28 protein-coding genes and 2 pseudogenes are annotated in these 25671 nt (G+C 35.9%); 11 read left to right on the plus strand and 19 right to left on the minus strand.

The genetic code is table 11. The features are described 5' to 3' along the window. Positions 1–161 precede the first annotated feature (161 nt). Entirely contained in the window at positions 162–632 is a 471-nt protein-coding gene (locus tag CEF18_RS17185; protein ID WP_110937789.1) for a DinB family protein, read from the minus strand. 39 nt (positions 633–671) lie between these two features. After that, on the minus strand, positions 672–1904 hold the full coding sequence (locus CEF18_RS17190) for an MFS transporter (protein WP_110937790.1): 1233 nt from the start codon (positions 1902–1904) through the stop codon (positions 672–674). Positions 1905–2031: 127 nt separating this feature from the next. On the opposite strand from CEF18_RS17190, the gene CEF18_RS17195 reads away from it, so the two are divergent. The 3 genes from CEF18_RS17195 to CEF18_RS17205 all read left to right on the plus strand — a co-directional run bounded on the left by CEF18_RS17195 (position 2032) and on the right by CEF18_RS17205 (position 6465). Next, entirely contained in the window at positions 2032–2619 is a 588-nt protein-coding gene (locus CEF18_RS17195; protein ID WP_110937791.1) for a CGNR zinc finger domain-containing protein, read from the plus strand. 317 nt (positions 2620–2936) lie between these two features. Further along, the gene (locus tag CEF18_RS17200) at positions 2937–3455 is read left to right on the plus strand and encodes an Rrf2 family transcriptional regulator (RefSeq protein ID WP_183041177.1); all 519 of its coding nucleotides are present in this window, start codon (positions 2937–2939) and stop codon (positions 3453–3455) included. A gap of 1 nt (position 3456) precedes the next feature. After that, positions 3457–6465, plus strand: coding sequence for a YhgE/Pip domain-containing protein (locus CEF18_RS17205; RefSeq protein WP_183041178.1), 3009 nt, complete (start codon positions 3457–3459; stop codon positions 6463–6465). A 181-nt stretch (positions 6466–6646) separates the two neighbouring features. On the opposite strand, the gene CEF18_RS17210 is transcribed toward CEF18_RS17205, so the two are convergent. From CEF18_RS17210 to CEF18_RS17220, 3 genes are all read right to left on the minus strand, one after another. Continuing rightward, positions 6647–6850 carry a hypothetical protein gene (locus CEF18_RS17210; RefSeq protein WP_110937794.1) on the minus strand — a complete coding sequence of 68 codons (204 nt, stop codon included), beginning with the start codon at positions 6848–6850 and terminating at the stop codon, positions 6647–6649. Between the two features lie 30 nt (positions 6851–6880). Beyond that, entirely contained in the window at positions 6881–7135 is a 255-nt protein-coding gene (locus CEF18_RS26580; RefSeq protein ID WP_110937795.1) for a hypothetical protein, read from the minus strand. Positions 7136–7250: 115 nt separating this feature from the next. Next, a complete protein-coding gene (locus CEF18_RS17220) occupies positions 7251–7502 on the minus strand; it encodes a hypothetical protein (protein WP_310793587.1) in 252 nt (83 codons plus the stop codon). Between the two features lie 612 nt (positions 7503–8114). Between CEF18_RS17220 and CEF18_RS17225 the strand changes: the two genes are divergently transcribed. Together CEF18_RS17225 and katG are read left to right on the plus strand one after the other, a co-directional pair. Beyond that, positions 8115–8351 carry a hypothetical protein gene (locus tag CEF18_RS17225; RefSeq protein ID WP_110937796.1) on the plus strand — a complete coding sequence of 79 codons (237 nt, stop codon included), beginning with the start codon at positions 8115–8117 and terminating at the stop codon, positions 8349–8351. A gap of 218 nt (positions 8352–8569) precedes the next feature. Continuing rightward, positions 8570–10756, plus strand: a complete 2187-nt coding sequence (gene katG, locus CEF18_RS17230) for a catalase/peroxidase HPI (protein ID WP_110937797.1) — start codon at positions 8570–8572, stop codon at positions 10754–10756. Between the two features lie 257 nt (positions 10757–11013). On the opposite strand, the gene CEF18_RS17235 is transcribed toward katG, so the two are convergent. Continuing rightward, complete coding sequence (locus CEF18_RS17235) at positions 11014–11757, minus strand: YqjF family protein (protein ID WP_110937798.1); 744 nt, start codon at positions 11755–11757, stop codon at positions 11014–11016. Positions 11758–11846: 89 nt separating this feature from the next. Beyond that, positions 11847–12305, minus strand: a pseudogene (locus CEF18_RS17240) (alpha/beta fold hydrolase); the annotation flags it as partial. Between CEF18_RS17240 and CEF18_RS17245 the strand changes: the two are divergent. The 4 genes from CEF18_RS17245 to CEF18_RS17260 all read left to right on the plus strand — a co-directional run bounded on the left by CEF18_RS17245 (position 12289) and on the right by CEF18_RS17260 (position 14710). Next, the gene (locus CEF18_RS17245) at positions 12289–12666 is read left to right on the plus strand and encodes a DinB family protein (RefSeq protein ID WP_110937799.1); all 378 of its coding nucleotides are present in this window, start codon (positions 12289–12291) and stop codon (positions 12664–12666) included. The pseudogene CEF18_RS17240 and the gene CEF18_RS17245 overlap by 17 nt on opposite strands. 147 nt (positions 12667–12813) lie before the next feature. Next, positions 12814–13269: a GNAT family N-acetyltransferase gene (locus CEF18_RS17250; RefSeq protein ID WP_110937800.1), complete on the plus strand. Its 456-nt coding sequence runs from the start codon at positions 12814–12816 to the stop codon at positions 13267–13269. A 3-nt stretch (positions 13270–13272) separates the two neighbouring features. Beyond that, positions 13273–13881: a transglutaminase-like domain-containing protein gene (locus CEF18_RS17255; RefSeq protein WP_110937801.1), complete on the plus strand. Its 609-nt coding sequence runs from the start codon at positions 13273–13275 to the stop codon at positions 13879–13881. A gap of 55 nt (positions 13882–13936) precedes the next feature. After that, positions 13937–14710 (plus strand): alpha/beta fold hydrolase, encoded by a 774-nt coding sequence (locus CEF18_RS17260; protein ID WP_110937802.1) that lies wholly within the window; start codon positions 13937–13939, stop codon positions 14708–14710. 71 nt (positions 14711–14781) lie between these two features. Here the strand turns inward: CEF18_RS17260 and CEF18_RS17265 are convergent, their stop codons facing one another. The 9 genes from CEF18_RS17265 to CEF18_RS17310 all read right to left on the minus strand — a co-directional run bounded on the left by CEF18_RS17265 (position 14782) and on the right by CEF18_RS17310 (position 21461). Beyond that, positions 14782–15861, minus strand: coding sequence for a saccharopine dehydrogenase family protein (locus CEF18_RS17265; protein WP_110937803.1), 1080 nt, complete (start codon positions 15859–15861; stop codon positions 14782–14784). Next, entirely contained in the window at positions 15851–16513 is a 663-nt protein-coding gene (locus CEF18_RS17270; protein ID WP_183041180.1) for a GNAT family N-acetyltransferase, read from the minus strand. The genes CEF18_RS17265 and CEF18_RS17270 overlap by 11 nt, the downstream gene beginning before the upstream one ends. Positions 16514–16537: 24 nt before the next feature. Beyond that, positions 16538–17125, minus strand: coding sequence for a TetR/AcrR family transcriptional regulator (locus CEF18_RS17275; protein WP_110937805.1), 588 nt, complete (start codon positions 17123–17125; stop codon positions 16538–16540). Positions 17126–17532: 407 nt separating this feature from the next. After that, positions 17533–18294: a hypothetical protein gene (locus CEF18_RS17280; RefSeq protein WP_110937806.1), complete on the minus strand. Its 762-nt coding sequence runs from the start codon at positions 18292–18294 to the stop codon at positions 17533–17535. Positions 18295–18349: 55 nt separating this feature from the next. Beyond that, positions 18350–18910: a histidine phosphatase family protein gene (locus tag CEF18_RS17285; RefSeq protein WP_110937807.1), complete on the minus strand. Its 561-nt coding sequence runs from the start codon at positions 18908–18910 to the stop codon at positions 18350–18352. A gap of 289 nt (positions 18911–19199) precedes the next feature. Next, the gene (locus CEF18_RS17295; RefSeq protein ID WP_110937808.1) at positions 19200–19664 is read right to left on the minus strand and encodes an NUDIX domain-containing protein; all 465 of its coding nucleotides are present in this window, start codon (positions 19662–19664) and stop codon (positions 19200–19202) included. A 98-nt stretch (positions 19665–19762) separates the two neighbouring features. Beyond that, on the minus strand, positions 19763–20161 hold the full coding sequence (locus CEF18_RS17300) for a group-specific protein (protein ID WP_110937809.1): 399 nt from the start codon (positions 20159–20161) through the stop codon (positions 19763–19765). A gap of 272 nt (positions 20162–20433) precedes the next feature. Then, complete coding sequence (locus CEF18_RS17305; RefSeq protein WP_110937810.1) at positions 20434–21084, minus strand: uridine kinase family protein; 651 nt, start codon at positions 21082–21084, stop codon at positions 20434–20436. Between the two features lie 95 nt (positions 21085–21179). Next, a complete protein-coding gene (locus tag CEF18_RS17310) occupies positions 21180–21461 on the minus strand; it encodes a hypothetical protein (RefSeq protein ID WP_110937811.1) in 282 nt (93 codons plus the stop codon). Positions 21462–21701: 240 nt separating this feature from the next. Between CEF18_RS17310 and CEF18_RS17315 the strand changes: the two genes are divergently transcribed. Beyond that, positions 21702–22178: a DinB family protein gene (locus tag CEF18_RS17315; protein WP_110937812.1), complete on the plus strand. Its 477-nt coding sequence runs from the start codon at positions 21702–21704 to the stop codon at positions 22176–22178. A gap of 786 nt (positions 22179–22964) precedes the next feature. Here the strand turns inward: CEF18_RS17315 and CEF18_RS17325 are convergent. Continuing rightward, positions 22965–23684 (minus strand): nitroreductase family protein, encoded by a 720-nt coding sequence (locus CEF18_RS17325; protein WP_223292393.1) that lies wholly within the window; start codon positions 23682–23684, stop codon positions 22965–22967. A 30-nt stretch (positions 23685–23714) separates the two neighbouring features. On the opposite strand from CEF18_RS17325, the gene CEF18_RS17330 reads away from it, so the two are divergent. Beyond that, entirely contained in the window at positions 23715–24065 is a 351-nt protein-coding gene (locus CEF18_RS17330) for a winged helix-turn-helix transcriptional regulator (protein WP_110937814.1), read from the plus strand. Between the two features lie 479 nt (positions 24066–24544). Here the strand turns inward: CEF18_RS17330 and CEF18_RS17335 are convergent. Both CEF18_RS17335 and CEF18_RS17340 read right to left on the minus strand, forming a co-directional pair. After that, positions 24545–24870: pseudogene (locus CEF18_RS17335) on the minus strand (transposase); the annotation flags it as partial. Between the two features lie 427 nt (positions 24871–25297). Beyond that, positions 25298–25645, minus strand: coding sequence for a DUF4260 domain-containing protein (locus CEF18_RS17340; protein ID WP_110937815.1), 348 nt, complete (start codon positions 25643–25645; stop codon positions 25298–25300). Between the last annotated feature and the right edge of the window lie 26 nt (positions 25646–25671).

Genomic DNA, 25671 nt, shown 5'->3' on the forward strand with positions numbered 1-25671 from the left:
CGATAGATACTATTATTTTTCATATCTTAATAGTATCTATCAAATACATAGGCGATGGAAGTAAAAATTTTTTATATTAATAGGTATTATAGGTAATTTATTTACGCTGTATTCATTAGAGCGAAAGACCGCTACTCGGATCGATTACTGAGAGAACAGCTTTATTTTTGTGATAATTGCTTTATATGTTTAATTGCACCGAAATGCATTCCTTCATGATATAAACAAAAACTCAAACATCCACCAACACTAGAAATTTCCAGGCCAGTTGAGGTTTTATATACGTTCTCAATTGGATCTTCCAATCTATCAGATAATAAAGATTCCACCTTTTTCATTTGTTCCGTTAATAAAGCAATTAATTCATCCTTTTTTGGTGATTCCATGGACCAATCTTTTGGTGAAGTTCCTGGATTAAATAATTTCTGAAAATTCGCCGGTATTTTCGCTTTTTCACCAGTTAAGAGGAACGCAAATTTTTCTACCACTACGTATTGATGACCTAAATTCCATTTGATGTTATTATTCAATCCTGTTGGCACAGCTTCTACCTGATTCCCATTTAAATCTTTTACATAGTTGATTGCACTCATTCGTGCAAACTTGAACTGCTCAATGAGATAATGACTCATTTGATCACACTCCTTTTAATTTTTAACACTCCAATGATTCTAATACTGTGCCACTGTTTTGCTACTGGCAGGAACAGAAGTATCTTTAATAAATGTTGTTAAAACTACTCCAATCGCTAATAAAACTGCCCCCATCCAAAATACGAAAGTATAATCGCCTGTGAGTGATCGGAAATAGCCACCAAGATAAACGCCTAGCGCTGCAAATACCTGATGAATAAACCAGCTGAAACCAAGGATACTCCCCATTGCATTTTTTCCGAATTTATCACTTATGACACCCGTTACAAGTGGAATGATCGGCATAGAAGAGGCGCCGTAAACAATGGCGAACACGTACAGTTGCCAAATCCCCGGGGACATGGCAAGCCATATAAAAGCTAAAAGTCTCATGATATAAAGGATAACGAGTAACTTCTTTTTCCCGATGGATCGGGTTAGTTGACCGGTCACCCACATCGAACATGCACTTGCAAGAGCTGCTAATCCTAGAAGCTGACCTCCAAGTGACTTCCCTCCTCCCAGGTCAACCGCAAAATTAGGAAGATGCATCGTTACTAAGTACAAAGTAAAACCACATGTTGCAAATCCTAGCGTAGCAACCCAAAACTCTCGACTCTGTAATGCTTCCTTTAATGAAGCACTCTTTGCAGCTGTAAAGAAAGAAGTCGCATCGCCATCAGGAGATTGATTAACATCTTTCGGATTATTTTTGACTACAAATACTACAAGTGGAACCACAATAACGAGCATAATTAATCCCAGTACGACAAATGCAGAGCGAAAGCCGGAACTCGCAATTAAAAATCCAGTTAGCGGCAGAAGAATTAGTTGCCCGATATTCATACCCATGGAGCTTCTTGTTAGCATTTTCACCCGTTTTTTCATGAACCAACGAGAAACTAATACGGAATTAGCCATAGATCCACAACCAGCGAAACCAATTGCTGTGAACACACCATAATAAAGAAAGAATTGCCATAATTGAGTGATTGTTGCTGAAAGGATAAACGCGATCCCCATCAAACCTGCACTACTCGCAATCACAACCTTTGGACCGAACCGATCAATCAACTTCCCCATCACCGGCTGAAAAACTCCCCAAGTGATCATATTAACGGATACCGCTAAGCTAAGGACAGTTAAGTCCCAACCATATGCCTCATTTAATGGGGCAAAGAATTGTCCCGCCGTTAAATTTAAGCCAAATGCACCCATCAATGTTAAAAATGTTACGAACACAATTTTCGAACCCGAAAATGAGTGTTGCATAAAACCTATCCCCCTCTTTTAAATTAACCTTTAAAAAACATCTTTAATGGTTAATAATGTAATCTATTTTAGTTAACCTGTCAAGTCTGTTATAATAGGTTAATAATAAGAAAAGGTAGTTGATTTTATGACTGTTGAAACAAATTTCCCACTCATTTCAGGACAAATCTCGATTGATTTAGTTAACACAGAGTTGGTTCGTAACGGAATACGACATGACTTACTGACGGATCCCGAGAATGTCATTAGCTGGTTTCATACATTAACAAAACATAACATTCTATTTAACGAGCAATTTACTAGCGATATAGAACGTTGGGCCAAGGATGCATTACCACTTCTACGTGAAGTGCGTTCCTATCTCAGAGAAAGTTACGAGAATTTGGCGGACGGACAGGAACTTTCATCTAGTTGGATCACTCACATGGAATTATTCATTCAACAAGCGCCCTTTAGCTATCAATTGATAAATAATGAACTCACACCTACCCCTATTGGAAAGCCTGCCAATGCGATCGTTGCATTAATTGCCTTCAATGCTTTAAAGCTTTTCAGTTCCAATCAGTTAAGGAATATACATCGGTGCGCTAATCCAGACTGTGTCTTATTATTTATCGACACTCGCGGAAGACGTAAATGGTGTTCGATGAAGATATGTGGCAACCGAGAAAAAGTCACTCGACATCAACAACAAAAGAAAAAAGAGGATGTCTAAAAGGTCATTTCTGACTTTTCGAGACAATCCTAACCTTATAATGGCTTCGCTTTCCGCACGCCTATTAGGCTTCAAAACCCGGAATCTCCTTCTATGTTTTGAAGCCTGTTTCCCCACCCCCTATTAAACTCTTCTCTGTTGAAAAACATCTCTTTTCCATTCTAACAAGGGTAAGAAATAAAGATATTAACCGGTAGTTAATCTTTAAAATAAATGACTTGCCAAAAGTTAGAAGAAAGACTATACTCTTCTTTATGGATAAACTTTATCCATAATAGATATAAAATGTACTCAACTTTAACTAAAGGATGATAACAATGAAAATTAGAAGTGGCGTTGAGCAAGGCGCGAGTATCCTTGCCATGTTAGGAACTCAAATAGAAGAAGCCCCAGTTAAAAGTGAGATTATAAGTTCTCGATTAGATACTTCTCCCTCATATTTAAAAAAAGTTATACGTAAATTAGTTGTTGCAGGATTAGTAAATTCCGTATCTGGAAACAATGGTGGCTTTACTTTAGCAAAGAGAGCTGATCAGATTACTGTATCGGATTTACTCCTTGCGATTGAAGGAGATGAGAAGTTTATTGAGTTAGATGGGCTACTCCAATCCATTTTTCCAGAATCTAACGTGGCTAGTACCGGCGAGGGTATTCTACAAGATATCTTTGATCAAGCCCAAAAACAATATTTATCGACCCTTCATCAAGTTACTTTAGATACGATACTCTGTGAAACCATTGGCACAGCAAGCTACCGTCGAATTAATTGGAATGAACCAGTGGATCAAGAGCTATTTCAGTCTCTGCAAAATGCTATTAAAAAAGGACGATATTGACATGAATATGGTTAAATCGGAATGGCGAATGCTTTTACAAAATCCTAGGATGTTACTCGTTGTTTTTGGACTTCTTTTTATTCCCATGGTTTACGCAAGCCTTTTTCTTATTGGCAGTTGGGATCCTTATAAGAATATCGATCAATTACCAGTTGCAGTTGTCAATGAAGATGTGGAAGCGAACTATGAAGATTCCACTCTTCGTGTCGGCCAGGAACTAATTGAAAATCTAGAGGACAACGACAATCTTGGATGGCATATAGTTGATCGTGATAATGCAATGGATGGCTTAGATAATGGAGATTATTATATGACAGTGATCATCCCTGATAATTTTTCAAGAAATGCTGCCTCTGTTTTAAGTGATAATCCGGAGGAAATGAAATTAGAGTATTATACAAGTGATGGACGTAGTTTTATGGCGGCAAACATTAGTCAAACTGCAGCAGAATCACTAAAACAAGAAATTGCTAAGTCTGTCACACACCAGTACACGGTTGCTTTATTCGACCAACTCGGTTCCATTGGTGATGGATTTCAAGATGCCGTGGACGGAACAACGGATTTAAAAGACGGAAATCGTGAATTATCGGATAATCTTGCTATCCTTTCCGATAGTACACTTACGTTTGAAGATGGTCTCGCTTCAGCGGAAGAAGGAAGTGAAGAGATTGCTTTAAATGTTGGTGATGTTATTGATGGAAGTCAAGAGCTTGCTGAAGCAGTACAATCATACACTTCTGGCGTCTTCACCTTACAAGAAGGACTCTTCCAATATGTAGATGGATCTAGCGAATTAAACGCAGGAGTCAATGAGTATGTAAATGGTGTTGCTCAATTAAATAATGGAATTTTTCAATACACTAGTGGAGTCGATGAGTTGGATCAAGGTATCCAAGGTTATACTTCTTCAATGAGTACAGTCAATAACGGCTTCAAACAATATGTCAAAGGAGTTTATTCCCTTGAAGAAGGAATGGAAGAGCAGAAGAAAGGCGTTGCCGCTCTTGCTTCTCGGAATGAGACTTTACAAGATGGAAGTACACAATTGACGAAGGGAACAATTCAGTTAGTTGACAGTATGACACAGGTAGAGAATGGGGCTCATTCTTTAGAAGAGCAAAGCCAAACCTATTTTGATAGTGTTGAACAGCTAGCTAACGGAAGTGCCAATTTACAAGCCAGTATTCAAGAGGTTGCTGGCTCCATAGAGGGAGTCCCACAGCAAGCAGATCAATTAGTCACTGGACTGGAGCAATTACAAGAAACACTTGATCAAGCATCAACGGTTTCAGTAGATACTGCAATCGTTGAGGAATCTCTATCTTTGGTAAAAAATGAAGTGGCTTCGTTGAAAGACCAATTAGAAAACACTGAAGTAGCTACTATGGGTACGGAATGGATAGATAACAGCGGAGTGGATTTAACAGAAGAACAATCAGAGCAATTAAAGACTGCTTTTGCTGATTCGAAGCCTGAGTCTTCAAAGGTTACCACTACTGCTCTATCTGAAAGTCTTTCATCTCTTTCTACTTCCATTACAGAAATTCAAGGGATTCAAAATGACTTACCAGAACAAGATTTAACCGAGCTAATTAAAGGCGCCGAATCGCTTAAAAGCGGCTATGACGAGCTAAAAACTGTCTTTAGTTCAGAAGGAAATGGCTCATTACAAGCTGGGGCATCTCAACTATCTGTAGGTTTGCATTCCTTAAATGAAAACAGCAGTTCCCTTTCTACTGGTATTGGCGAAGTTGCGGCAGGAGTTTCGCAACTTCACGATGGAGCATCTGATTTACAAAGTGGAACAACTTCTCTTTCAGGAGGTATTGAACAATATACTGGTGGAGTAGATCAATTGAAGGAAGCTTCCTCTCAATTACAGGAAGGGACATCTCGCTTATCTTCAAAGTCCAATGATTTATTGGAAGGCTCACAGAAATTAGAAGATGCAGGCAATGAGTTATCTTCTGGCTCAAGTCAATTAACCCAGGGGTCCAGTACATTAACTCATGGTATGGAAGAATTAATGAGCTCTGGATCAGACCTAAACAGCGGAGCAAATCAGTTAGTGGAAAGTGGCGAAGATCTTCAAGAAGGTTCCGAGCAACTTATTACTAATAATGATGAGTTAAACAATGGTGCACAACAAATCGCCAATGGGGTTCCGCAACTAGAAACAGCTATTTGGTCTTTAAATTCTGGCATTAACGAATTATATCTAGGTGCCAATGACCTTTCCTCTGGTTCTTCTGAATTGTATGACGGATCGAAGCAATTACTATCCGGAACAGAAGAGCTCGCTTCCAGTTTAGAAGATGGGGCCAATGATATCTCTAACGTGAATCGTGATGATGAAAATGCAACAATGTTCTCATCACCTACTTCATTGATAGCAAATGAAGTCACGAGTTTACCTAACTATGGGTATGGTATGGCTCCTTACATGATGGCCGTTTCTCTATTTTTAGGTGCTGTCATCTTCTGTATTTTGGTTCCGGTCGGTAGACCATCTATGCATCCTACCTCTGGAATCTCATGGTGGTTTAGTAAGTTTTCTTTATTATTCATAGTTTCTGTTCTTCAAGCAGTAATCATGGTAAGTATTGTTTTGATGATTGGCATAGAACCTCAAAGTATCATGCAATTATTTATGGTCGCTATTGTCAGTTCTCTTGCTTTTATGGCAATTGTTCAGTTTTTTTCGGTAGTATTCGGCAATCCGGGCCGTTTTATCGTTTTAGTAATTATGGTGCTACAGCTAACTGCCTCTGGCGGAACATTCCCAGTTGAACTATTAAACAGTTTTTTCCAAACCATTAGTCCCTTCTTACCGATGACACACTCCATAGAAGCATACCGAGAAGCCATTTCTATTGGAGGTACAATAACAACCGAAATGATTAGTTTATTAAGCTACTTTGTTCTCTTTCACCTAGGAACGTTCATGTTCTTTACGATTAAATCACGGAAAGGTCGCTCTGTAGAACAAGAAGAACTTTCGTTATAGTTTCATGCATTGTCTGGCAAATATAAAACTACTTGGAACCTCCTTTTAAAGAATAGATAAAAAACTTCTATTTTATCAAACGAAAATGTTCACTTAGTCTGGTATATACACATATGAAGTTCTCTCCACTGTTTTTTCGGAGAGAGCTTTTTTTAAGAGATAAGAAAATTGACAGCTACCTTTACTCCACATGCATCTCGGGTTTCTCCTTTAATACCCACGGGATTCGAGCTTCGAACTCTAATTGCAGCACAGGCTGAGGGAAATCCTCGTGTACAAACAAGACATCTTTCTCAAATCTAAACGTAAATTTTCCAACTTTAGCTGTATTGACCTCATTCCAGTTAAAAGTTGAACTATAAGTGCCTTCCTTTAATGTACCCACTACATGGTAACTTCCAAGGTATAAACGTAATCACTTTTCCATTTCGCCGAATTCAGATAAATGACTTGGCTTAGAAGGGGCTATTCCCAACGCAACAAATATCTCCAACACCGATGAATCTACATGCTTACTGGCTTCCATATAATTTTCACAGTATAAACAATCACAAAACTCTATATCTTTACTATAAAAATTCTTTGTCTTGTTTATATCCACTTCCACCATCCATTTCATTAGATTGATGTTTAACACTCTAGTCACCACATTCCGATTTATTCTACGCATTAATTTCTTCTATCACTTCCTAAAAACTTTCTCTTTCCCTCATAAAATCTCGCACTGGTAGATGGCAGAAATTTAATTCTATAACTATCTTCCATTTCTTGCTTTACCTTTTTCGTCAAACGACTCCAATTTGATTAAATTCAGCCTCAAGTTCAACCCCATTAGGAAGTAGTTTATCTGTTTCCCAATCGATCCAATCTCCATATTTTAGTGCCCAGTAAGACAACTCCTTTGCTAATTCTTCGGAAACCGGAAAGTCTTCTAGGTCCAGATTACAACTGCACCTATTACACCAAATCGGATCTGCACCAACATCTCCTTCTATTCTAATATCATGTGTTTCTCCATTCTCACAACAACAGTTCATCCTTCTCACCTCTTATCCAATTAAACGTTCTATTCGTTCCAAAAAATAAAAAATAAAATATGAACGAATGTGTTTTTCTTCCGCCCCCTCCCTGTTATTTTAGATATTCAATAACACCTCTTTTAATTTAGTACTTATAATATATTTTGGATCACTTTCGAACCAAAAAATTACATCGGCATCCAGTCCGAGTAGCCTAAAGCCTAAGAAATCTAATCTATTTCCAGCATAAAGAAGAGAATAATAATTAGTATAAAATGTCTTTTCATTATTTCCCTCCACCTCTCCGGTTTTCGACTTCTCATTTAGACTACTTTTCTAAAAGCTTCTTTATAATTAGACGTTTTATTTCATTTATAGTTCCATAATTTTTGATAATTTATTGATTCTTAAATCTCTTGCCACGGCGAATGTCTATAATTGCCACCACGTCACTAGCTATTAGAAACCTTCTGATGGTTTATTTACTTAACCTTTCAAAACTCACAACGACTATATCCATGGTTAAGACATATTGTTAATGAAAAGAAAATAATTAATGATGGAATTTTCTTGAATCAAAAATATACACTCGTAGTGGGAGTAGTGTTTGTAACTCTAGCAGGATGCGAAATGATCCAAATTAATTCTGACCAACCGAATAACACTATTAATCCCGATGTGGCTACTTCCGGAAATCAGGAGTCTCAGGCTGTTAGTGAAGACGAACTTTTTGAAAAAGTAATTGTTCACTCTGAAACGGAAATTGAACGGCTATTGATATATATAGGGGAAATAGGGGAAGGCGAAGCTAATATAGACTATGGTGCTCCAGTGAATGATATTGAAATCTCCGTAGAGGAAAACTAGATACAGAGTCTAATAGTATTTCTTATAAGAGCATCTCAACAACCATTTATTCACAAGACAAATTTTAATTTAAAAATTTAAGGCATTTTGCTTTTTCTTTGAGTCATTATTTATTATAATTATAAAGTAAGAATGAATATTGTTTTTAGATTATTTTTTTTACGGGGAGAGGCAGAATTTGCTACTTACTCTTCTCGAAACAAAAGGGGGAAAAACATATGGACATGAAAGACAATGAGAACGTTGGAAAGTGCCCGGTTAACCATCAAGGTATGCCTGGTAAATCTATTAAAGGCACCTCAAACAAAGACTGGTGGCCAAACCTTCTAAACCTGAATATTCTTCATCAACATGACACAAAAACTAACCCACTTGGGGAAGAATTTAATTATGCCTCGGAATTTAAGAAGCTCGACTACGATGCAATGAAGAAAGATCTTCTTGATCTTATGACGGATAGTCAGGATTGGTGGCCTGCAGACTACGGACATTACGGTCCATTCTTTATCCGCATGTCTTGGCATGCGGCAGGAACATATCGTATGGGAGACGGCCGCGGAGGCGGTGCAAGCGGATCTCAGCGTTTCGCTCCTCTTAACAGCTGGCCGGACAACGGAAACCTCGACAAGGCACGTCGTCTACTTTGGCCGATTAAACAGAAGTACGGCAACAAGCTTTCTTGGGCCGACTTACTCGTTCTTGCAGGGAATGTAGCGATTGAATCAATGGGCGGAAAGACTATTGGTTTCGGCGGAGGACGTCCAGATATCTGGCATCCGGAAGAAGATGTCAACTGGGGCCCTGAAACAGAATGGCTCGGAGACGAGCGTTATTCCGGTGAACGCGAGCTTGAGAATCCTCTTGCTGCCGTTCAAATGGGCTTGATCTATGTGAATCCTGAAGGTCCAAACGGCGAGCCTGATCCACTAGGAAGTGGCCGTGATATCCGTGAAACCTTTAAGCGTATGGGAATGAACGATGAAGAAACCGTAGCACTCACTGCCGGTGGTCATACATTCGGTAAGGCACACGGTGCAGGAGAACCTACTCATGTCAGTGAAGAACCAGAAGGCTCTCCTCTTGAATCACAAGGCTTCGGCTGGAAGAGTACTCATGAAACTGGACATGGTCCTTACACAATCACTAGTGGAATTGAGGGTGCTTGGACTCCAACTCCGACAAAGTGGGATATGACTTACTTTGATGTACTATTCGGATATGAATGGGCACTTACGAAGAGCCCTGCCGGTGCTCATCAATGGGAACCTGTCAATCCGGATGAGAAACATATGGCACCTGATGCAGGAAATCCAGATAAAAAAGTAAAAATCATGATGACTACGGCAGACATGGCAATGCGCATGGATCCGGCCTACGAAAAGATTTCCCGTCGTTTTCATGCGAACCCAGATGAATTTGCTGATACCTTTGCACGCGCATGGTTTAAGCTACTTCACCGTGATATGGGTCCTCGTGATCGCTATCTTGGTCCAGAAGTCCCAAAAGAAGACTTCATCTGGCAGGATCCGATTCCATCCGTTGATTATCAATTAACAGATGCAGAAATTGAAGATTTGAAAGTAAAAATCCTTGACTCTGAGCTTACAGTAAGCGAGCTAGTTAAAGTGGCATGGGCTTCCGCAAGCACTTTCCGTGGCTCAGATAATCGTGGCGGTGCAAATGGTGCCCGCATTCGACTTGCTCCACAGAAGGACTGGGAAGGAAACGAACCGGGACAGCTTTCAAAAGTGCTATCTGTCCTTGAAAATATTCAGAATGGACTGGATAAAAAGGTAAGTATTGCTGACTTAATCGTTTTAGGCGGAACTGCAGCAGTCGAAAAAGCGGCAAAAGATGCACGCTTTGATGTAAAAGTTCCATTTACACCGGGACGAGGCGATGCTACACAGGAGCAGACTGATGTTGAAAACTTTGAAGTTCTTGAGCCAGTAGCGGATGGTTTCCGTAACTTCCAGAAGAAAGAGTATGCGGTAACTTCAGAAGAGCTTCTTGTAGACAAGTCTCAGTTATTGGGTCTCTCTGCTCATGAAATGACAGTACTTGTTGGTGGTATGCGTGTTCTGGGAGCTAACCACGGTGGTACACAGCACGGCGTTTTCACAGATCGTGTCGGCACCCTTACAAACGACTTCTTTGTGAACCTGCTTGATATGGGAATCGAGTGGAAACCATTAGACGGCGGTATTTATGAAGGACGCGACCGCAAAACTGGGGACGTTGTTCGCACCGCAACGAGAGTAGATCTTGTTTTCGGTTCACATTCCGTTCTCCGCGGACTTTCCGAAGTATATGCCCAGGATGACAACAAAGAGAAATTTGTTAACGACTTTGTCTCTGTTTGGGTCAAAATCATGAACGCAGATCGTTTCGACCTTAACTCATAAAGCGAACGGATATTAAGCAAATAAACGATTTATCAATTAACTGATAGTATAAAAAAGTCCTACAAGATTATCTAAATGATAATCTGTAGGGCTTTTTTTCATTTATGGTTAAACATTGAAGAAGGACATAGGTTAGAGCCACATTTGCCATCTAATTTGATCCACCTAGGACAAGAAAAACTATAAGATATGGGAAAGGTTCTTCCGCTCCCCTAGCAGTAGGTTTGAATCAAGGGACCTTCCCCTGCTTAACTATATTAACGGATACGATCTAACTTCCACACAAAGGCACGATTCGATGGGGCATATAAAAGCAGCGGATCATTATCGAAATAGGCATCCTTTAAAAATGGTGCAATCTTATTGATTTTTATTTCTGCTTCTGCTTTTTGGAGATCCCATGGAGCATGATGAATATCTCCTCTGTAAACATGCTTATCTTTTGTTGTCCATAAACAATATCGAGCTGTTAACCAATCCTCAATACTTCCTTTGGTAGCAGTAAAGACCGGCGAAGTTGGGCGATACGCTACATGAAAGCTTGCATCCGGATAACCTCGATGGGTTCGTTCACTTTTAAAATCAACCCTTCCATTTACTTCTGTCATTTCCATGTCAGCACTAACGTATGGTAGGGAGAATAATTTTCGTGCACCGGCTACCGCTAGCTTATGATTTGCATCTAATGTGAAAAAATAAACACCTGCTTTGCCATTATATTTCACATATGTTCGCACATTTAATTCAAGAAAGGACTGAGCATAAGGAATCTGTGGCAATCCATGCATTCTAATATTATTCATTGCAAATGGAACAATACCAATCCAGCCCGTCCCATCAAATGTATCTAGCTCAAGTTCTGGTGGTATATGCTGTTTAAGTTCCTCAACAGGAATAGGCCAATGCATGAATAGCAACTGATCCCATACTTGCGTCATAAGCCATGGACTTTTTGGAAGCGGATATGGACGATGTTCCACTTCATTTAGTTCGTGATACATTATGCTGCCCCCTATGATTCTTTCTTACATGTTTACTGTAAAAGTAACGCATACTCGTTGGTTTAAGTACAACCTATCAAATTCAAATTTTAAATATTGTCGATCATTGCCTTTATTGCACTCACGACGATGTCTGGCTCATCATTCTGTATATAATGGGCACTATTTTCAGCAATTATGAATTTGTTATTTGATGATATCCCAAGAATCTCTTTCTGCATTTTATTCCATAGAACTTGTGATTCCTTCGAATAATGAGCTTTTTTGCCAGCTGAAAGCACAATTAATGGTACATTTAATGTCCTTCTAGATTCTTTTAGCTGATTTAAACTTTCCACAAATTCATCATAATTACCTTCGTAAACAAATTGTTTGTTGTATGCTTGTTGAAACTCCTTTGGCATCGTTGGAAGAAATCTTTCTCTATAATCTTCAGGTGTAGAATCAACCAAGACAAGACCACAAACTTCACTATGATATTCAGTTGCATACAACCGTGTATTAACACCACCAAATGAATGTCCAACTAATATGTATGGAGGTTTTACTAATAAACATTCAATCGGTGAGTTGTTAGAACACATTGCCAATATATGTAGAGCAGATTTGCTAATCGCAAATGGTGCAGCACAAAGTGAAATAAACCAATTCTATTCATCTGTTAAATACGAGAATTTAAATGACATAAAGACTGGTATTTTACATAACTATCAACTACTTGAAGAAGGCTATTTGAATTATTCAGAGAGAGAACTTCAACAAAAAATTACTTCATTTTGGGGTGTTACATATTCCAGATATGAATGGTTATTAGAAATTTTAGCTCACGTTTATCATCACAGAGGTCAGTTACACGCTATGCTTGTTCACTGTTATAACAAAGACCCAAAAGTATTTCTGTTTGAATAAATTTTCTTTTAAGCTAACAGCAATAGTGGAACAAGCATCGCTGCCAATCTTAAACTTACGTGGCAGGTTTCTTTAAGAAAAAACTATAACTAATGTTGTATAAATATACTAATTGCATTATTATTATACATTAATGGAGGTGTTTTTTTGCTTAATGAAGAATGGAAATATAGAGATTTTCTTATAACAAAAGATAAAAACGATTTAGATATTAATGTAATTTATAATTTTTTGAGTAAAGAGTCGTATTGGTCAAAAGGGATTTCTATGGATGAAGTAGTTAAATCCATTAGAAATTCAGCACTTTGTTTCGGTATGTATCATGTAAATCATTATAATGAAAAGACCTTGATTGGCTTCGCAAGAGTCATATCGGATTTAGTTACTTTTGCTTATCTAACTGATGTATTTGTCATAAAGGAATATCGTAGCCAAGGGTTAGGAAAGTGGTTAATTCAAACCATTACTGATTACCATGAGTTAGATATTCGTAGAATAATGTTAAGTACAGATGATGGTCATTCTTTATACTCGGAATATGGTTTTGAAGCGTTAGATAAACCGAATGTTTTTATGCAAATAAAAGGAAAAGGAGCCATTTAATTTATGAAGCTTATACCTAAATCGTTAAACCTTGAAGACTATTTGGTAGAAACAGATATAATAAATTTTACACACCCACTCATTCAAGAAATTGTGAAGGAATTATTTAATAATAGACAGACAGAAATGGAACGGATTAAAACAGCTTTCTTATTTGTACGAGATGAAATTTCGCACTCTTGGGATATTCAAGGTACACGAGTAACATGTAAAGCTTCAGATGTTATGAAAGTAAAGGAAGGAATTTGTTATGCTAAATCAAATTTATTAGCTGCTCTATTAAGATCAAAAGGTATACCTACGGGTTTTTGTTATCAACGACTAATGATTTTTGACACACCAGACAAGGGGTATTCTCTCCACACACTTAACGGAATCTTTCTTAGTCAATTTAATCAATGGATTCGGTTAGATGCTCGTGGAAATAAACCTGGAGTTCAAGCAGAATTTTCTACAACGGAGGAAAAATTGGCATTCTCTGTTCAAGAAGAATTTGACGAAATAGATTACCCATCTATTTATGCAGAACCAAATTATAAAACAATAGAAACCTTAAAGTCTAATTCTAATGCAATAAAAATGTATAAACATCATTTACCGGACTATTTATAAACCGAAAAAAACTAGTAGAAATAGTTTAGCAATATACATTAGAGAGGTGAATGGTATGAGTCTACATTATCAAGAGTATGGAGATAAAAATGCTTCATTAATGGTATTTTTGCATGGTGGTGGTGTAAGTAGTTGGATGTGGAATAAGCAAATTAAACACTTCAGTCATTACCATTGTCTTGCAATAGATTTACCAGAGCAAGGCAAAAGCGATAATATTGAGAACTTTACAATTAGAAATAGTGCTGAGAGGATTATTGAATTAATAGAAAAATTAGCTTATGAAAAACAAGTCATTGTCATAGGATTCTCGTTGGGGGCACAAGTTACCATTCAAATGCTGAGTATGAAACCAAGTTTGATTCATTATACAATAATAAATAGTGCGTTAGTTAGACCCTCTCCATTTATAAAAAAAATGATCGCTCCTTCTATTAAATTAACATTTCCGCTTATCAAGAATAAAAAATTTTCAAAACTTCAAGCCAAAACACTTTATCTCCAGGAGGAATACTTTGAAACATATTATAAAGAGAGTTCATCAATGAAATCAGAAACACTTGTTAGAATATTAGAAGAGAATATATCTTTCCAGATACCAGAAGGCTTTCATAAAGCGGAGTGTAATATATTGGTTACTGTTGGCGCGAGAGAAAAGACAATAATGAAAAAATCAGCAAAAGATATCGTTTCAAGCAATACTAATTGTGTAGGAATGATTATCCCTAAAGTTGGTCATGGAATCTCTTTAGCTAATCCGGATTACTTCAATGTTATGATTGAAAATTGGATAGAGGATGGTGTTCTTCTACAAGTGAATAAAAGTTAGTCACCTTAAAATACAAATCTCTATCTCCTAAGAGAAGGAAAAACAAAACTATTCTTTCAATGTCACTTGCGTTAGGTTCGCTTTCTATTAACATAGAATTTGATATCTTCAGGTAACTGTTCAATAATATCTTGACAGCTAACAATCTGTTCGATGTGGTAAACCCCTGATGGATACTCCTTTGTATACATGAATTCTGTTAAAATTGCTGCTACCTTACCAGTAATTCTAGATTCATTTTTTCCAATTACCGAGCATTCAAATTCTGTCGCTTTTCCATCTTTTTTTCCTGAAGCTTCTACTTTGGCACTAAACAGATCTGATCCCAAGTGAACATTTTCAAATATGCGAACAGTTGCATTCCTTATTAATTTCACTTTAAGAACATTTAATATACCTAACTTTTTAAGTAAAGCAAAAGAAGCTGTAACAAATCGAGAGTCAAAGCAAATACGATTTGAGACACTTTTTATATGAAGGGTTTTCGGTAAAATATGCTGTTCTGCGAAATTAAAACGGTAGACAGTTCTATCTTTTATATTGTCAGGGAAAGTAGTTTTTCTTCCGTCTTCAAAGGTTTTTACTTTCTTCTTTCTGCTATCCTCAACAACCTCAAAGGAAGCATTTATATTATCAATCATCCATTCAATTCCTGCTTTTCCATGCTTCTCTCCCAGCCCAAGCATTAAAGAAATATCAGCTTTATCTATAGTATCAAAGTAAGATTTACTGTGTTGTACTAATAGATTCGTCAGTCCAGGTGATAGACCAACACTCACAACAGCAGTAGCATCTGACTCTTTAGCTGTATAATTTAGTGCCTCAATTTTTGATAAAATACTATAGGATGCAGTAATATCAATATAGTGGATGCCATTTATCAAACAGTCTTTTATAAAATTAGTATCACTTTGGTCTATACACATTACCACAATAGATGCCTGCTTCAATATTTTGTTTTTAGCATTATTAGCGAAGAGATCGAATTCTAGTGGAATAACATTTTCGCCAGTTGTTTGAGTAAACCGCTCTGCTTTCTCAAAGTTTCTGCCAGCTGCAATAACTTTACCTGGGAATTTACTCCCCAGGTCTTTGCAGATAACCTGCCCTACCTTTCCATACCCACCAATAACTAATATTTTATCTTTCATGCTTAAGCTCCTTTACAAAACGCTTGACGCCCGGTGTACCGATTAAAGCTTCAAAATCCGCGTTTAAGTATTCACCCTGAACCGTAAACCCATTGCGCTTCCAAGCTTTCTCTGCCGCCGTATTCCCGATTAAGCATAAGATTTGGGCACGTTTAAACCCTTCTTTAAGTGCCTCTTGTTGTACTTGCTCAAAAAGCATATCAACTATACCAAGCCCCTGATATTCCGGGTCAACAGCAACACATTCGATCCCCCAAGCCCCAGGCAAGTCATCGGGAAACCCCGATTCCAAAGCCAAAAGCCGTTCAAGGATGCTGTTTATGCGTAGCTCAGAATACCCCAATTCAGAGATCACCTGAAAAGCAGCTCTTTCTAAGACGTCATTTCCGTGTTTATCAGGTATATATGAACTCATTGCTGCTATTGGTTTATCTTCTGCCTCAGCAATCCAGAATCTGGATAAATGGCACCAGTGGCTTGGTCCAGTACATACCAGATGCTCTAAAAAATTTAACGATCCACCCTCGTCTTCATCTAAAATTGTTGGCCAGGGACACTTTTCGAGATGGGACTGGGTTGCCCTAAAAATCACCCAAGCAAGAAAAGAATGATCTTTTTCAGTTGCCCTTCTTATATTAACTTTTACTTTCATCTGCCCTCTCCTTTTCATGTATCATTATTTTTTTAAGCCCAACCACAAATCTGTCCACAAGTCTCGTATAAAATTATCATCGCTAATTTCTTGCACTACCATCATGTAATTAAAAACCCCCTCCATCATAATTCGAAAAGATAAAGCCATTTGTTTGGGATTTCCATTTCGAAACACCCCCTTTTCTATTCCTTCTATAAAGATTTTTTCTATCTTATCTTGTGTGTAGTAATTGTAATTCGTTACATGGTCAAAAAACGTTTCTTTTAATTGGGGTGGAGTAAAAACCGTAATTTGATTCCAGAACGACTGTATTTCTGGATATTTCATGTAGTAAGTAATGTACCGTTCAAAGATATAATAAAGCTGAGCTTCCTCACTCATATCTTCTGCCGCATTCATCATTTCATTTATTAAGTCCATATACTCGTTAGCTAATTCTTCGTATATTGAAAAAAGCAACTCCTCTTTCCCGTTAAAATGTGCATAAATTGAAGGTGTTTTAATTCCCACCTGCATTGCAATATCCTTCATAGATGTTCCATCGTAGCCCTGACTCGCAAATAACAAAAGAGCTTTTTTTTTGATTTCGTCTTTGGTTGAATTACTCAATTCATCTTACCTCTTTCCCTAACTAATATTCGTTAGGTAAACTTTATATTACTTCTTTTTGATTGTCAATTGTCTTTTGTATTAAGTTTTACAATATAAAGGTCAGAACGCAGAGGAAAAAATCGAGCTTTTTTTCACTCTTTTTTCGTATTAATGTTTTGAGGTTGAGTATTGTCCACAAAGCATGAGATAGAAGGGAAATTAAGCGTGTTCTGATCCCTTCAAGATCGAGGAAAAGAGCGAAGGAATGTCATGGGAAAGAGCGTATGATGGATATCATAATTCAAATGTTTTTTACGTAGGTACCCTATTCATTTCTGTCTAAATCTTGTATGGCAAACTTGCATAAGAAGTGAACATAATACTTTCATTATTTCCGTTTTATCCATTAAAGCAACGTAGTTTTGTTACTGTGAAAATTCTTTATATTGTTCCAAAACATTAATCAAAAATTTTATATCGTATCCAGAAACTTCATTTATTTTATACGCCCATTTTTCTATTGAATCTAACTCCTGTTCAACAAATAAACCTTCACTTGTACTTAAAAAACTTTCCCAATTGCTAAATTCCCAATGTGCTATTTCATTTTTATAAGGAATTCTACATTCTAATAAAGGCTTTGGATTAATCAAATTCTGAGAATGTTCAGCGGCCAGCAAGAAGTAGTCAATATCTATTGGGTCAATATTATATACTTGTTTAGAAACCTTACCATTTGGTCTGTGATAAAGAATTTCTAAATCTTGTCCTTTTGGTATCACCTGCACGTCTGCACCAGGAAAAAACCCGCTAAGTTTTTTATCTGTATAATTTTCATTATTTTTATCAATCAGGATTGGGTTTATCCATTGATCACCTAAATCACACAAATAAAAATTTCCTGATTCATCCACAGCGATTACTGCAACATGAGCATTTTCACTGTTTAATTGTTGACCAATTGGATATGCAGTAATTCCATCTTTTTGTAATTCATCGAGCAACCATATTGCAAGGTCAAAACAGTTTCCAGATATACCATACTGACTTCGATGTTTCTTCATTAATGCAACATCCCGTTGTTTTTTATGACTCTCTTGATTATAAAACCATAATTTAGTTAATCTTTCCATAGGAAAACCATCAAATTTCCTCCATACGTTAAGAATATTCTGAGGTGCAAACATATCCACAACACCTACTTTCAAATTTACTATTATATCCCATCAAGGGTGAACCTCACTATGTTTTCCCCCATATTCTTTGAACATCTATGAGTTTCTTTCCGTTAAACGATAGTTTATATATATTCGGCATTTCGAGTTCTTTCCAAAAATCGAAACCATATTGATTATCGAAATAGTTCATAATTAACACCATTATATTACCATGAGTACCGATTACTACATTCTTACCTATATTGCTATCTAATACTTTGAAAGTAGCATTGATACCCCTTTTTTGAGCAATCCTATTCGATTCTCCGCCTTTCCATGAAAAATCATAGTCTTTCCAAACTTTTGTAATGGCTACTTCAAAATCTTCTACAGGGTGTTCCGCTAAGATGCGTTCTTTAAAACCATCCAATAGCTTAATCTCTTTATCTATGTATTTTGAAATCCCTTCAACTGTTTGGATTGCACGTTTATATGGGCTTGAATAGACATAATCGATAGCTTCTCTTTTAAGTAATTCGGTTACAATGTTTGCATCGATAAACCCACGTTTAGACAAAGGTCTTCCTAACTCGTCTGAGTTATATGTAGAATGAGCATGTCTAACAAAATACAAATTTGTTTGCAAACTAATCAAACCCTCCATACTCATCTGGATTACTTAGACTTTCTCATCAGAAGATTGCCCCTCCGCTTCACATTGTCTAATTACGTAGATGTTTTTATTCATACTTACGCCTTTACAAACTTACTCTTCATTTTTCTCTGCCCGTTTAATACTCTCTTTTAAATACTCGGGAGCATTAGGATGTTCATATACTTGTTGAGCTGTCATCCAATTCACAGTCAACCTTCGTTAAACGGCATTAATTCCACTTTCCGCATTACCCCTCCTCCAAATCGTTCCACCTGTATTTTTAATTTATATCCCCCAAATAAACAGGTAAATCCTTACCCGCAATATAATCAATTATGTATTTCCTCACTGTCTGAGGGTAAAGTCTGTAGTTCAAAAACTCTGATAACGGCAACCATTCTACACCGATTTGACCATCATCAGGGACTATTCCATTGCCTATTTCTTTATTTTCTTCTTTAATCTTACATAAAAACATATATTCCGTTTGATGCACTTCTGAATCAAATTCAAAATGCTCATGATTTTTCCCGATGTATTCTCGGATAAATATTAGATCAGCAATTTCTATATCAACATTGATTCCCTCTATACATTCCCTTTGTAATGTTTGATGAAGGTTTTCCCCATGTTCTTGACCGCCGCCAGGTAAAAGAAAATAGTAGCCGTCTTTATCCTGCTTCTTAATTGCTAACAATTTATCATCTTGAACTATAACAGCCTTTGCTGAATTTCTAATTCCCATTTTCATACCCCCAATGTCTTACAAATTATTTATTTGAAAACCTGCTAAAAAATGTTTGTTTCTACAGCTATTTATTTAAGTGAAAACACCTTACTTTATTAATCATGTTTTTTAGTTTCTTTAAATACTATATTTATTAAATCATCCAGGGTTCCAATGCACTTCTTTACCTCAGATAGATGATAAAACGTACTTGTTGTAGTATAGTTATTTACTTCTTCATTTGGTGAATAAAGAAATACTTTTTTGCTTTGCCCAAGTACTATACCCATTTCAATATGACTTCCTTTCCCTGCAGGAAGTAGGACTATAATAAAATCTGCTTCAATTACTGCATCTTTTTCTTCCTGACCTATCACTTTTAACTCATCAATCGTTGAAGCTCTTTCATTTTTAGTCCAATCATATGTGAGAATATAGCCTCTCTTTATCAGTTCCTTACTAACAAAACGCACATTTTCTATATTCTTAAAACTTGATGCGGTATAAAATTTCATTGTCCTCCCCCAAATACTTTATATATTAAACACGTACTTTTCCCAACAAGAAGATCCTTATTCTCTATTCGGGAATCGGTTCCTGTAATAAAATTAAGTAAATATTAGATCTAAATAATCTCCATGACCTCTTATAATATCAATTACATCCTTAGACGATATCCAAAATAATGGAATGTTAGTCCTTCTTCCTCTCCCCACATGCTGGTTCGTGATCCTATTGTTCAAGAACATCTGATACATTAATCTTTAAATATATCTAACTTATAAACTTACTCAACATTAAAATTAACTTTTTCCACGATTACCTCTTCATTGGAATTTCTTAAAACAATATCAAAATTTCGGTGAAAAGGATGCATAAACAAATCATATTGAATTCTACGCTCTTCATGAGAGTGCCTTAGATAATTAATATCAGTTCCTCTCTCCGAAACATCTCGTTCACTTCTTCTCATTAACTCCGTTTCTCCATCAGTATATAGATAAACGGTTAAATCAAACAAATCTAGATTGATAAATGCAACACTCATTCCTTCAACAATGGTCACTTTATTTTTTGAAGAGAGAAAAGTGCTTTCCATATAATGTGTCCCTATTGTATAAAGATCAAATCCATTCTTAATCATGTTTATGTCTCTCTCTAAAGCTGATAAATTATGAGCAGTAGGGTGGCATGCTGTCATTTTATAATGATGATTCCTATTTATGTATTCATAGTCTATAACAGAGTATTTCCTAAGATTAGAGCCAATAATATATGGGTCAGTATTAATATAATTCACATCTTTTTGTTCCAATAGTTTTTCAAGATCATTTGCAAACGTTGTCTTTCCAGAAGCACCATGACCTGAAATCCCAATGATTATTTTTTTATCATTATTGTTAATCAAACTGGCTATACCATGTAATATCTTGTCCATACTCCCCCACCCATTTTCTTTTTTATTAGTTAATGTTGATTAAGCATGGAATAATAGCGATAGCCATTCCAACCAAGAATCGATAATATAGGATGTTATAATAACTGCAAAAAAAGGTTAACTAACAAATTAACAACGGTCTTGAATAGTTTGTTTTTAACCCTATATCCAGCAGATGCTTTAACTTCATTATTTTCAATAACGGCAACTAAATTAAAACCATAATTATCTTGTAATCCTCTAATTTTTTCTAAAAATGTATCCTCTTTTAAATGAGGACGTAATTGTTTAAAAGTACTAGACGTAGATAGAATTTCTGAATCGTGTTTCAATAATTTACAATTGGTTGCATTCCTTTTTTCTCCCTTCTTGTTCAATTAACCCCGTTAACGACAATGCGTCACAAATTCTGCATCTATTTTAACATAATATTACAATTACATTTTAATTAATAAAAATAAACACAGCAAATAGCATACCAATTAACCTAAAGGGAAATTGTAATTTTAGGCTGTTTTCGAAGACTTTGTTGTTTCCCATTAAAAAGTTGTGCTTACTCTGTTATAATTAGTTTGGTATAATCTACCAGCGTACAAAACAAGGAGGAATACCATTCAATGAATGTAAATGATTTAATACTTTTAAACTTTGAGGAAGTAAGACGTAGGAGTATAACGGTTTGGAAAGCAATTCCTGAGCAAATGCTGAATTGGAAACCTGATGAAGATGCTCTTACTTGTGCAGAAATGATTAGACATTTAGTAGAAGGTGAGTTTCTTTATCACCAACTTCTTATAGCAAGAGGCAGTAAAGGATTAACCAATCTATCTAATCCTTTTGAAAACAAGGATTTTACATCAGTAGATAACGAAATTTTATTTGCACAGCCATATCGTGAAAATTTCTTGAAATACATTAAGACAATTAGTAAAAGCGATTTAGAGAATATAGAAATAGACCGTTCAAACGTAGGCTATGTTAGGACACTCGGGGATATGTTATTGCGTATCGCTTACCACGAATCTGTTCACACTGGTCAGTTATTAGATTATATGAGAACAATGGGTATTGACCGCCCTAATATATGGGATTAATGGTTTAGAACAAGACTTTAAGGAGTCTTGTTTTTTATGCAATACCCCTTAAAACCTTAAAAGATAATGGTAAGTTTGTGTTTAGTGTTCAACATCCCCTCACTACTTCATCTTTTATAAGCAAACAAGCAGGAGATAAGCGTGGGAACTGGATAGTTGATGACTATTTTCTCGAAGGGGAAAGAAAAGAACCTTGGATTGAACAAATAGTAGTGAAATACAATCGAACAATAGAACATTACTTTAAAACTCTTACTAAATGTGGTTTTTCAGTAGTTGACTTACGCGAAGGAACGCCAAGACGCGAACATTTTACCAATGTTGAAGAGTTCTCAAGAAGACTAAGAAACCCAGTCATTCTGGCTTTTTCTTGTACCAAGTGAACAGTTGAATAGATAAATTTAAAACGCTTGGAATTCAAGCGTTTTTCTTTGCGATTTAGATTGTTAATTCCGTTTCAATAGTAACACTAATTCAACTGTTATTTTCATTATTTTTTTAGTTTTTCTCTCCCTAAACGGAACCGTTACACAACTACATGTAGCTTTGAAACAAAGTTTGATTAAAAGTATCGTGTGAGCTGCATTTTATGGTAAATTGAAATAATACATTTTGAAAAAAGACTGATCAAGATGTATTAATTCCTTGTGAATTAATATACAATTTTTATAAAAAAGTTTGATCATTTTCTTTTCTGTTATTCAAGTAAACCGCCCGTTGAATAAAAAGGCACCAAAAAACCTCTCTTGAAACTAGAGAGGTTTTCATAACTCGAATTTTAAGACACTAAATTATTTCGTTTCTATATATTACCTTATTTACTTTATGCCTTACGGTATTATGACCGGGTTTAGTACCTTTACCAATAGCGATAAGCATAACATCTAAATACCTTTCAGAAACATTTAAGATTGCTTTTAATTTCTTAGAATCATAGCCTGACATCGTAATTGTTTCAAAACCTGCTTCATTTGCTAACAAAATTAATGACATTGACGCAAGACTTACATCTCTAGTTAATTCTAGCTTTAGATCTTCATTGGATTTATTTTCGTAATAATTAATTGCAGCATTCGCTAGATAATCTCTTAGCGATTCATCAAAAAATCCTGCTTGAAATCCTTCTTCATGTATCTCAATAATATTATTCTTATCAAATGCTTGATAATCCCCCAACATCACAATTAAAGTTGATGCTTCTACTACTTGTTGTTGATTAAAGGCTATAGGGAATAATAAATTTCTTAAGTCCTGATCCTCAATAATTAAATATCGAGTTGCTTGAATATTATTACCATTAGGTGACTTACTTGCACTTTCAATTAATGAGGTTAGAATTTCTGAACTTATTTTATAACTTGAATCATAATGTCTAACTGAACGTCTTTTTTCCAAAATATTTTTTACATTCATTTTATCAACTCCAAAATTTTTATTTGTTGCTCCTTTCATTATAGTAGGTAATAATAAAAGAGAAAATAACGCACAAAAATGTGGTATAGCCACTTTTTTGTACCTATTCGGGAGGGACAAAACATGGTTAAGTATAATACTGGAATCAATATTTTTATGAATATTGCAGGTGGAAAATGGAAATGTTTAATCCTTTTTTTCTTGAGTCAAAAATCAGTAAGGACAAAAGAGTTTTACGAATTAATACCTGGAATCACACAAAAAGTCTTAACAGATCAATTGAAACAGTTAGAAAGAGATGGACTTGTTCGAAGAGAAATATTTAAAGAGGTACCACCAAAAGTAGAATATAGCTTAACAAGTCTTGGAAGATCGTTTGTTCCAGTATTAAACACAATGTGTGAATGGGGTAATGAGTATGCAATGATAAACGGTATAGATAAAGATCAACAAATTTACTGTGGTCATGATTAATCCTAAATTACATTTTTTTAATTTTAAAGAAGCCTGGCGGTTGCATAAAAAATAAGAGCTTTATGCAACCTCTTATTCAATATAATGCAATAAACTGCCTAAAAGTTCGTTCCCTGCCCAAATCCGCACCAAACCCTTTCGGCTCTATACACTTCTCTTCTTTCCATTCTGCTAAATAGTTCTTCCCCAACACCCCCAATTCCCCCTCTTTTTTTGCCTTTTTCTTTTTCACAGGAACGAAAAAAAACGAAGAAAACTTTTTATTTGACTCGGGAAGCACTTCATTTTGCTATAACTTCTGTAAACTAGAATAATTATTGTAAAATTCGCTCGCTTATTTCAATTATAAGCGAGCGGATGTTTTTCACACAAATTTTTAAACGACTTTATTATTTATTGAAACTTTATTATTCATGAACAAATAATTGCAGCTTTGAATTAAAGTTTATCAAAAATAGCGCATAAACCTGCATTTATGGCGCTGATACCGAGTATTTGTGGCGGTTGTTCCGAATCACATCTACTTTCGTCCCATGATCAGCGCTGCTTGCTTTAAAATATCATTCTCCATGGCGAGCTTTTGGTTCTCTTTTCGTAGTTGGATTAACTCTTCCTGTTCAGGAGTATGATTATCTTTCTCTTCAAACGATCCGCTCTCCGAGTGTTGACGAACCCACTTGTCAAAGGCAGATGGCGTTAGCTCATATTCTTTGAGAATCTCACTTCTGGGTTTTCCAGCTCCATGAAGCTGGACTATTTGTTCTTTAAATTCTTTTGAAAAGCTTCTTCTCACTCGTTTGGTCATGTTTGATTCTCCTAGGTTTTTATTTGATCCAAGTCTAATTGACCTTAACCAAATTGTCCAATCAAGTGTAACCTATTCAGTATCTTTTTTTAATAAGTTCTTTTGCTGCTTGATATAACTTTTGTCCGATATCCAACTAATGTCCCCCCCTTTAAATTTGTCTAGTTATTAAGTAAGAAAGGTAATTATTTTCTATTAGACAATCGCCCCCAATACTGGAAGACTCGAAATCAAAATATATAGATATATACTGGCCCCTCTACATACCTCTCATAACTCTTTTAATTGACCACATCTCTCACATTTATAAATGGCTCTTCTTGCTTTGATAAACTATAAGTTGTTTGTCCTAATGTCATATGAGGAACAAAATTATCTAGTTCAAAATACTTCTCTATAAGTTCTTTTGAAGGTGCAACTACGCTAACTAAACTCTTTGTAAGTGAGTGTCCTTAAATTTTGATGTGTATTTTAATCCATAACCTATAAATCGGTCCATCCCAATATGAGAAATCCAAATCATACTAAACGCCAACAATAAGTCATTTACAATAAAAATACTAACTACTGATAAGAATAAAGGTAAGATATAGGAATGAAATATATTGTACGTTACGGCACCAACCGAATTATTTATCATGTATCCCAGCATCGAAAAATCTGGAGCTAATAAAAAAGCAAAAAACATCCACCAAGCAGCATCCAATTGAGAATAGATAAATACAGATACGAGCAAAACAGTTATTCCTTCAATATGTAAAATCAGTTTATTCATTTCTTTCCCCCTTGAATGAAAAGCCT

Origin of the sequence: Salipaludibacillus neizhouensis, assembly GCF_002886185.1 — a bacterium.
In the GTDB taxonomy this organism is placed as follows: Bacteria; Bacillota; Bacilli; order Bacillales; family Salisediminibacteriaceae; genus Salipaludibacillus; species Salipaludibacillus neizhouensis.

Excerpts from the sequence above, each read along its gene's own strand:
- CEF18_RS17185 (WP_110937789.1), bottom strand. The coding sequence starts at position 632 with ATGAGTCATTATCTCATTGAGCAGTTCAAGTTTGCACGAATGAGTGCA.
- CEF18_RS17190 (WP_110937790.1), bottom strand. The coding sequence starts at position 1,904 with ATGCAACACTCATTTTCGGGTTCGAAAATTGTGTTCGTAACATTTTTA.
- CEF18_RS17195 (WP_110937791.1), top strand. The coding sequence starts at position 2,032 with ATGACTGTTGAAACAAATTTCCCACTCATTTCAGGACAAATCTCGATT.
- CEF18_RS17200 (WP_183041177.1), top strand. The coding sequence starts at position 2,937 with ATGAAAATTAGAAGTGGCGTTGAGCAAGGCGCGAGTATCCTTGCCATG.
- CEF18_RS17205 (WP_183041178.1), top strand. The coding sequence starts at position 3,457 with ATGAATATGGTTAAATCGGAATGGCGAATGCTTTTACAAAATCCTAGG.
- CEF18_RS26580 (WP_110937795.1), bottom strand. The coding sequence starts at position 7,135 with ATGCGTAGAATAAATCGGAATGTGGTGACTAGAGTGTTAAACATCAAT.
- CEF18_RS17220 (WP_310793587.1), bottom strand. The coding sequence starts at position 7,502 with ATGAACTGTTGTTGTGAGAATGGAGAAACACATGATATTAGAATAGAA.
- CEF18_RS17225 (WP_110937796.1), top strand. The coding sequence starts at position 8,115 with ATGATCCAAATTAATTCTGACCAACCGAATAACACTATTAATCCCGAT.
- katG (WP_110937797.1), top strand. The coding sequence starts at position 8,570 with ATGGACATGAAAGACAATGAGAACGTTGGAAAGTGCCCGGTTAACCAT.
- CEF18_RS17235 (WP_110937798.1), bottom strand. The coding sequence starts at position 11,757 with ATGTATCACGAACTAAATGAAGTGGAACATCGTCCATATCCGCTTCCA.
- CEF18_RS17245 (WP_110937799.1), top strand. The coding sequence starts at position 12,289 with ATGTATGGAGGTTTTACTAATAAACATTCAATCGGTGAGTTGTTAGAA.
- CEF18_RS17255 (WP_110937801.1), top strand. The coding sequence starts at position 13,273 with ATGAAGCTTATACCTAAATCGTTAAACCTTGAAGACTATTTGGTAGAA.
- CEF18_RS17260 (WP_110937802.1), top strand. The coding sequence starts at position 13,937 with ATGAGTCTACATTATCAAGAGTATGGAGATAAAAATGCTTCATTAATG.
- CEF18_RS17265 (WP_110937803.1), bottom strand. The coding sequence starts at position 15,861 with ATGAAAGATAAAATATTAGTTATTGGTGGGTATGGAAAGGTAGGGCAG.
- CEF18_RS17270 (WP_183041180.1), bottom strand. The coding sequence starts at position 16,513 with ATGAAAGTAAAAGTTAATATAAGAAGGGCAACTGAAAAAGATCATTCT.
- CEF18_RS17280 (WP_110937806.1), bottom strand. The coding sequence starts at position 18,294 with ATGTTTGCACCTCAGAATATTCTTAACGTATGGAGGAAATTTGATGGT.
- CEF18_RS17295 (WP_110937808.1), bottom strand. The coding sequence starts at position 19,664 with ATGGGAATTAGAAATTCAGCAAAGGCTGTTATAGTTCAAGATGATAAA.
- CEF18_RS17300 (WP_110937809.1), bottom strand. The coding sequence starts at position 20,161 with ATGAAATTTTATACCGCATCAAGTTTTAAGAATATAGAAAATGTGCGT.
- CEF18_RS17305 (WP_110937810.1), bottom strand. The coding sequence starts at position 21,084 with ATGGACAAGATATTACATGGTATAGCCAGTTTGATTAACAATAATGAT.
- CEF18_RS17315 (WP_110937812.1), top strand. The coding sequence starts at position 21,702 with ATGAATGTAAATGATTTAATACTTTTAAACTTTGAGGAAGTAAGACGT.
- CEF18_RS17330 (WP_110937814.1), top strand. The coding sequence starts at position 23,715 with ATGGTTAAGTATAATACTGGAATCAATATTTTTATGAATATTGCAGGT.
- CEF18_RS17340 (WP_110937815.1), bottom strand. The coding sequence starts at position 25,645 with ATGAATAAACTGATTTTACATATTGAAGGAATAACTGTTTTGCTCGTA.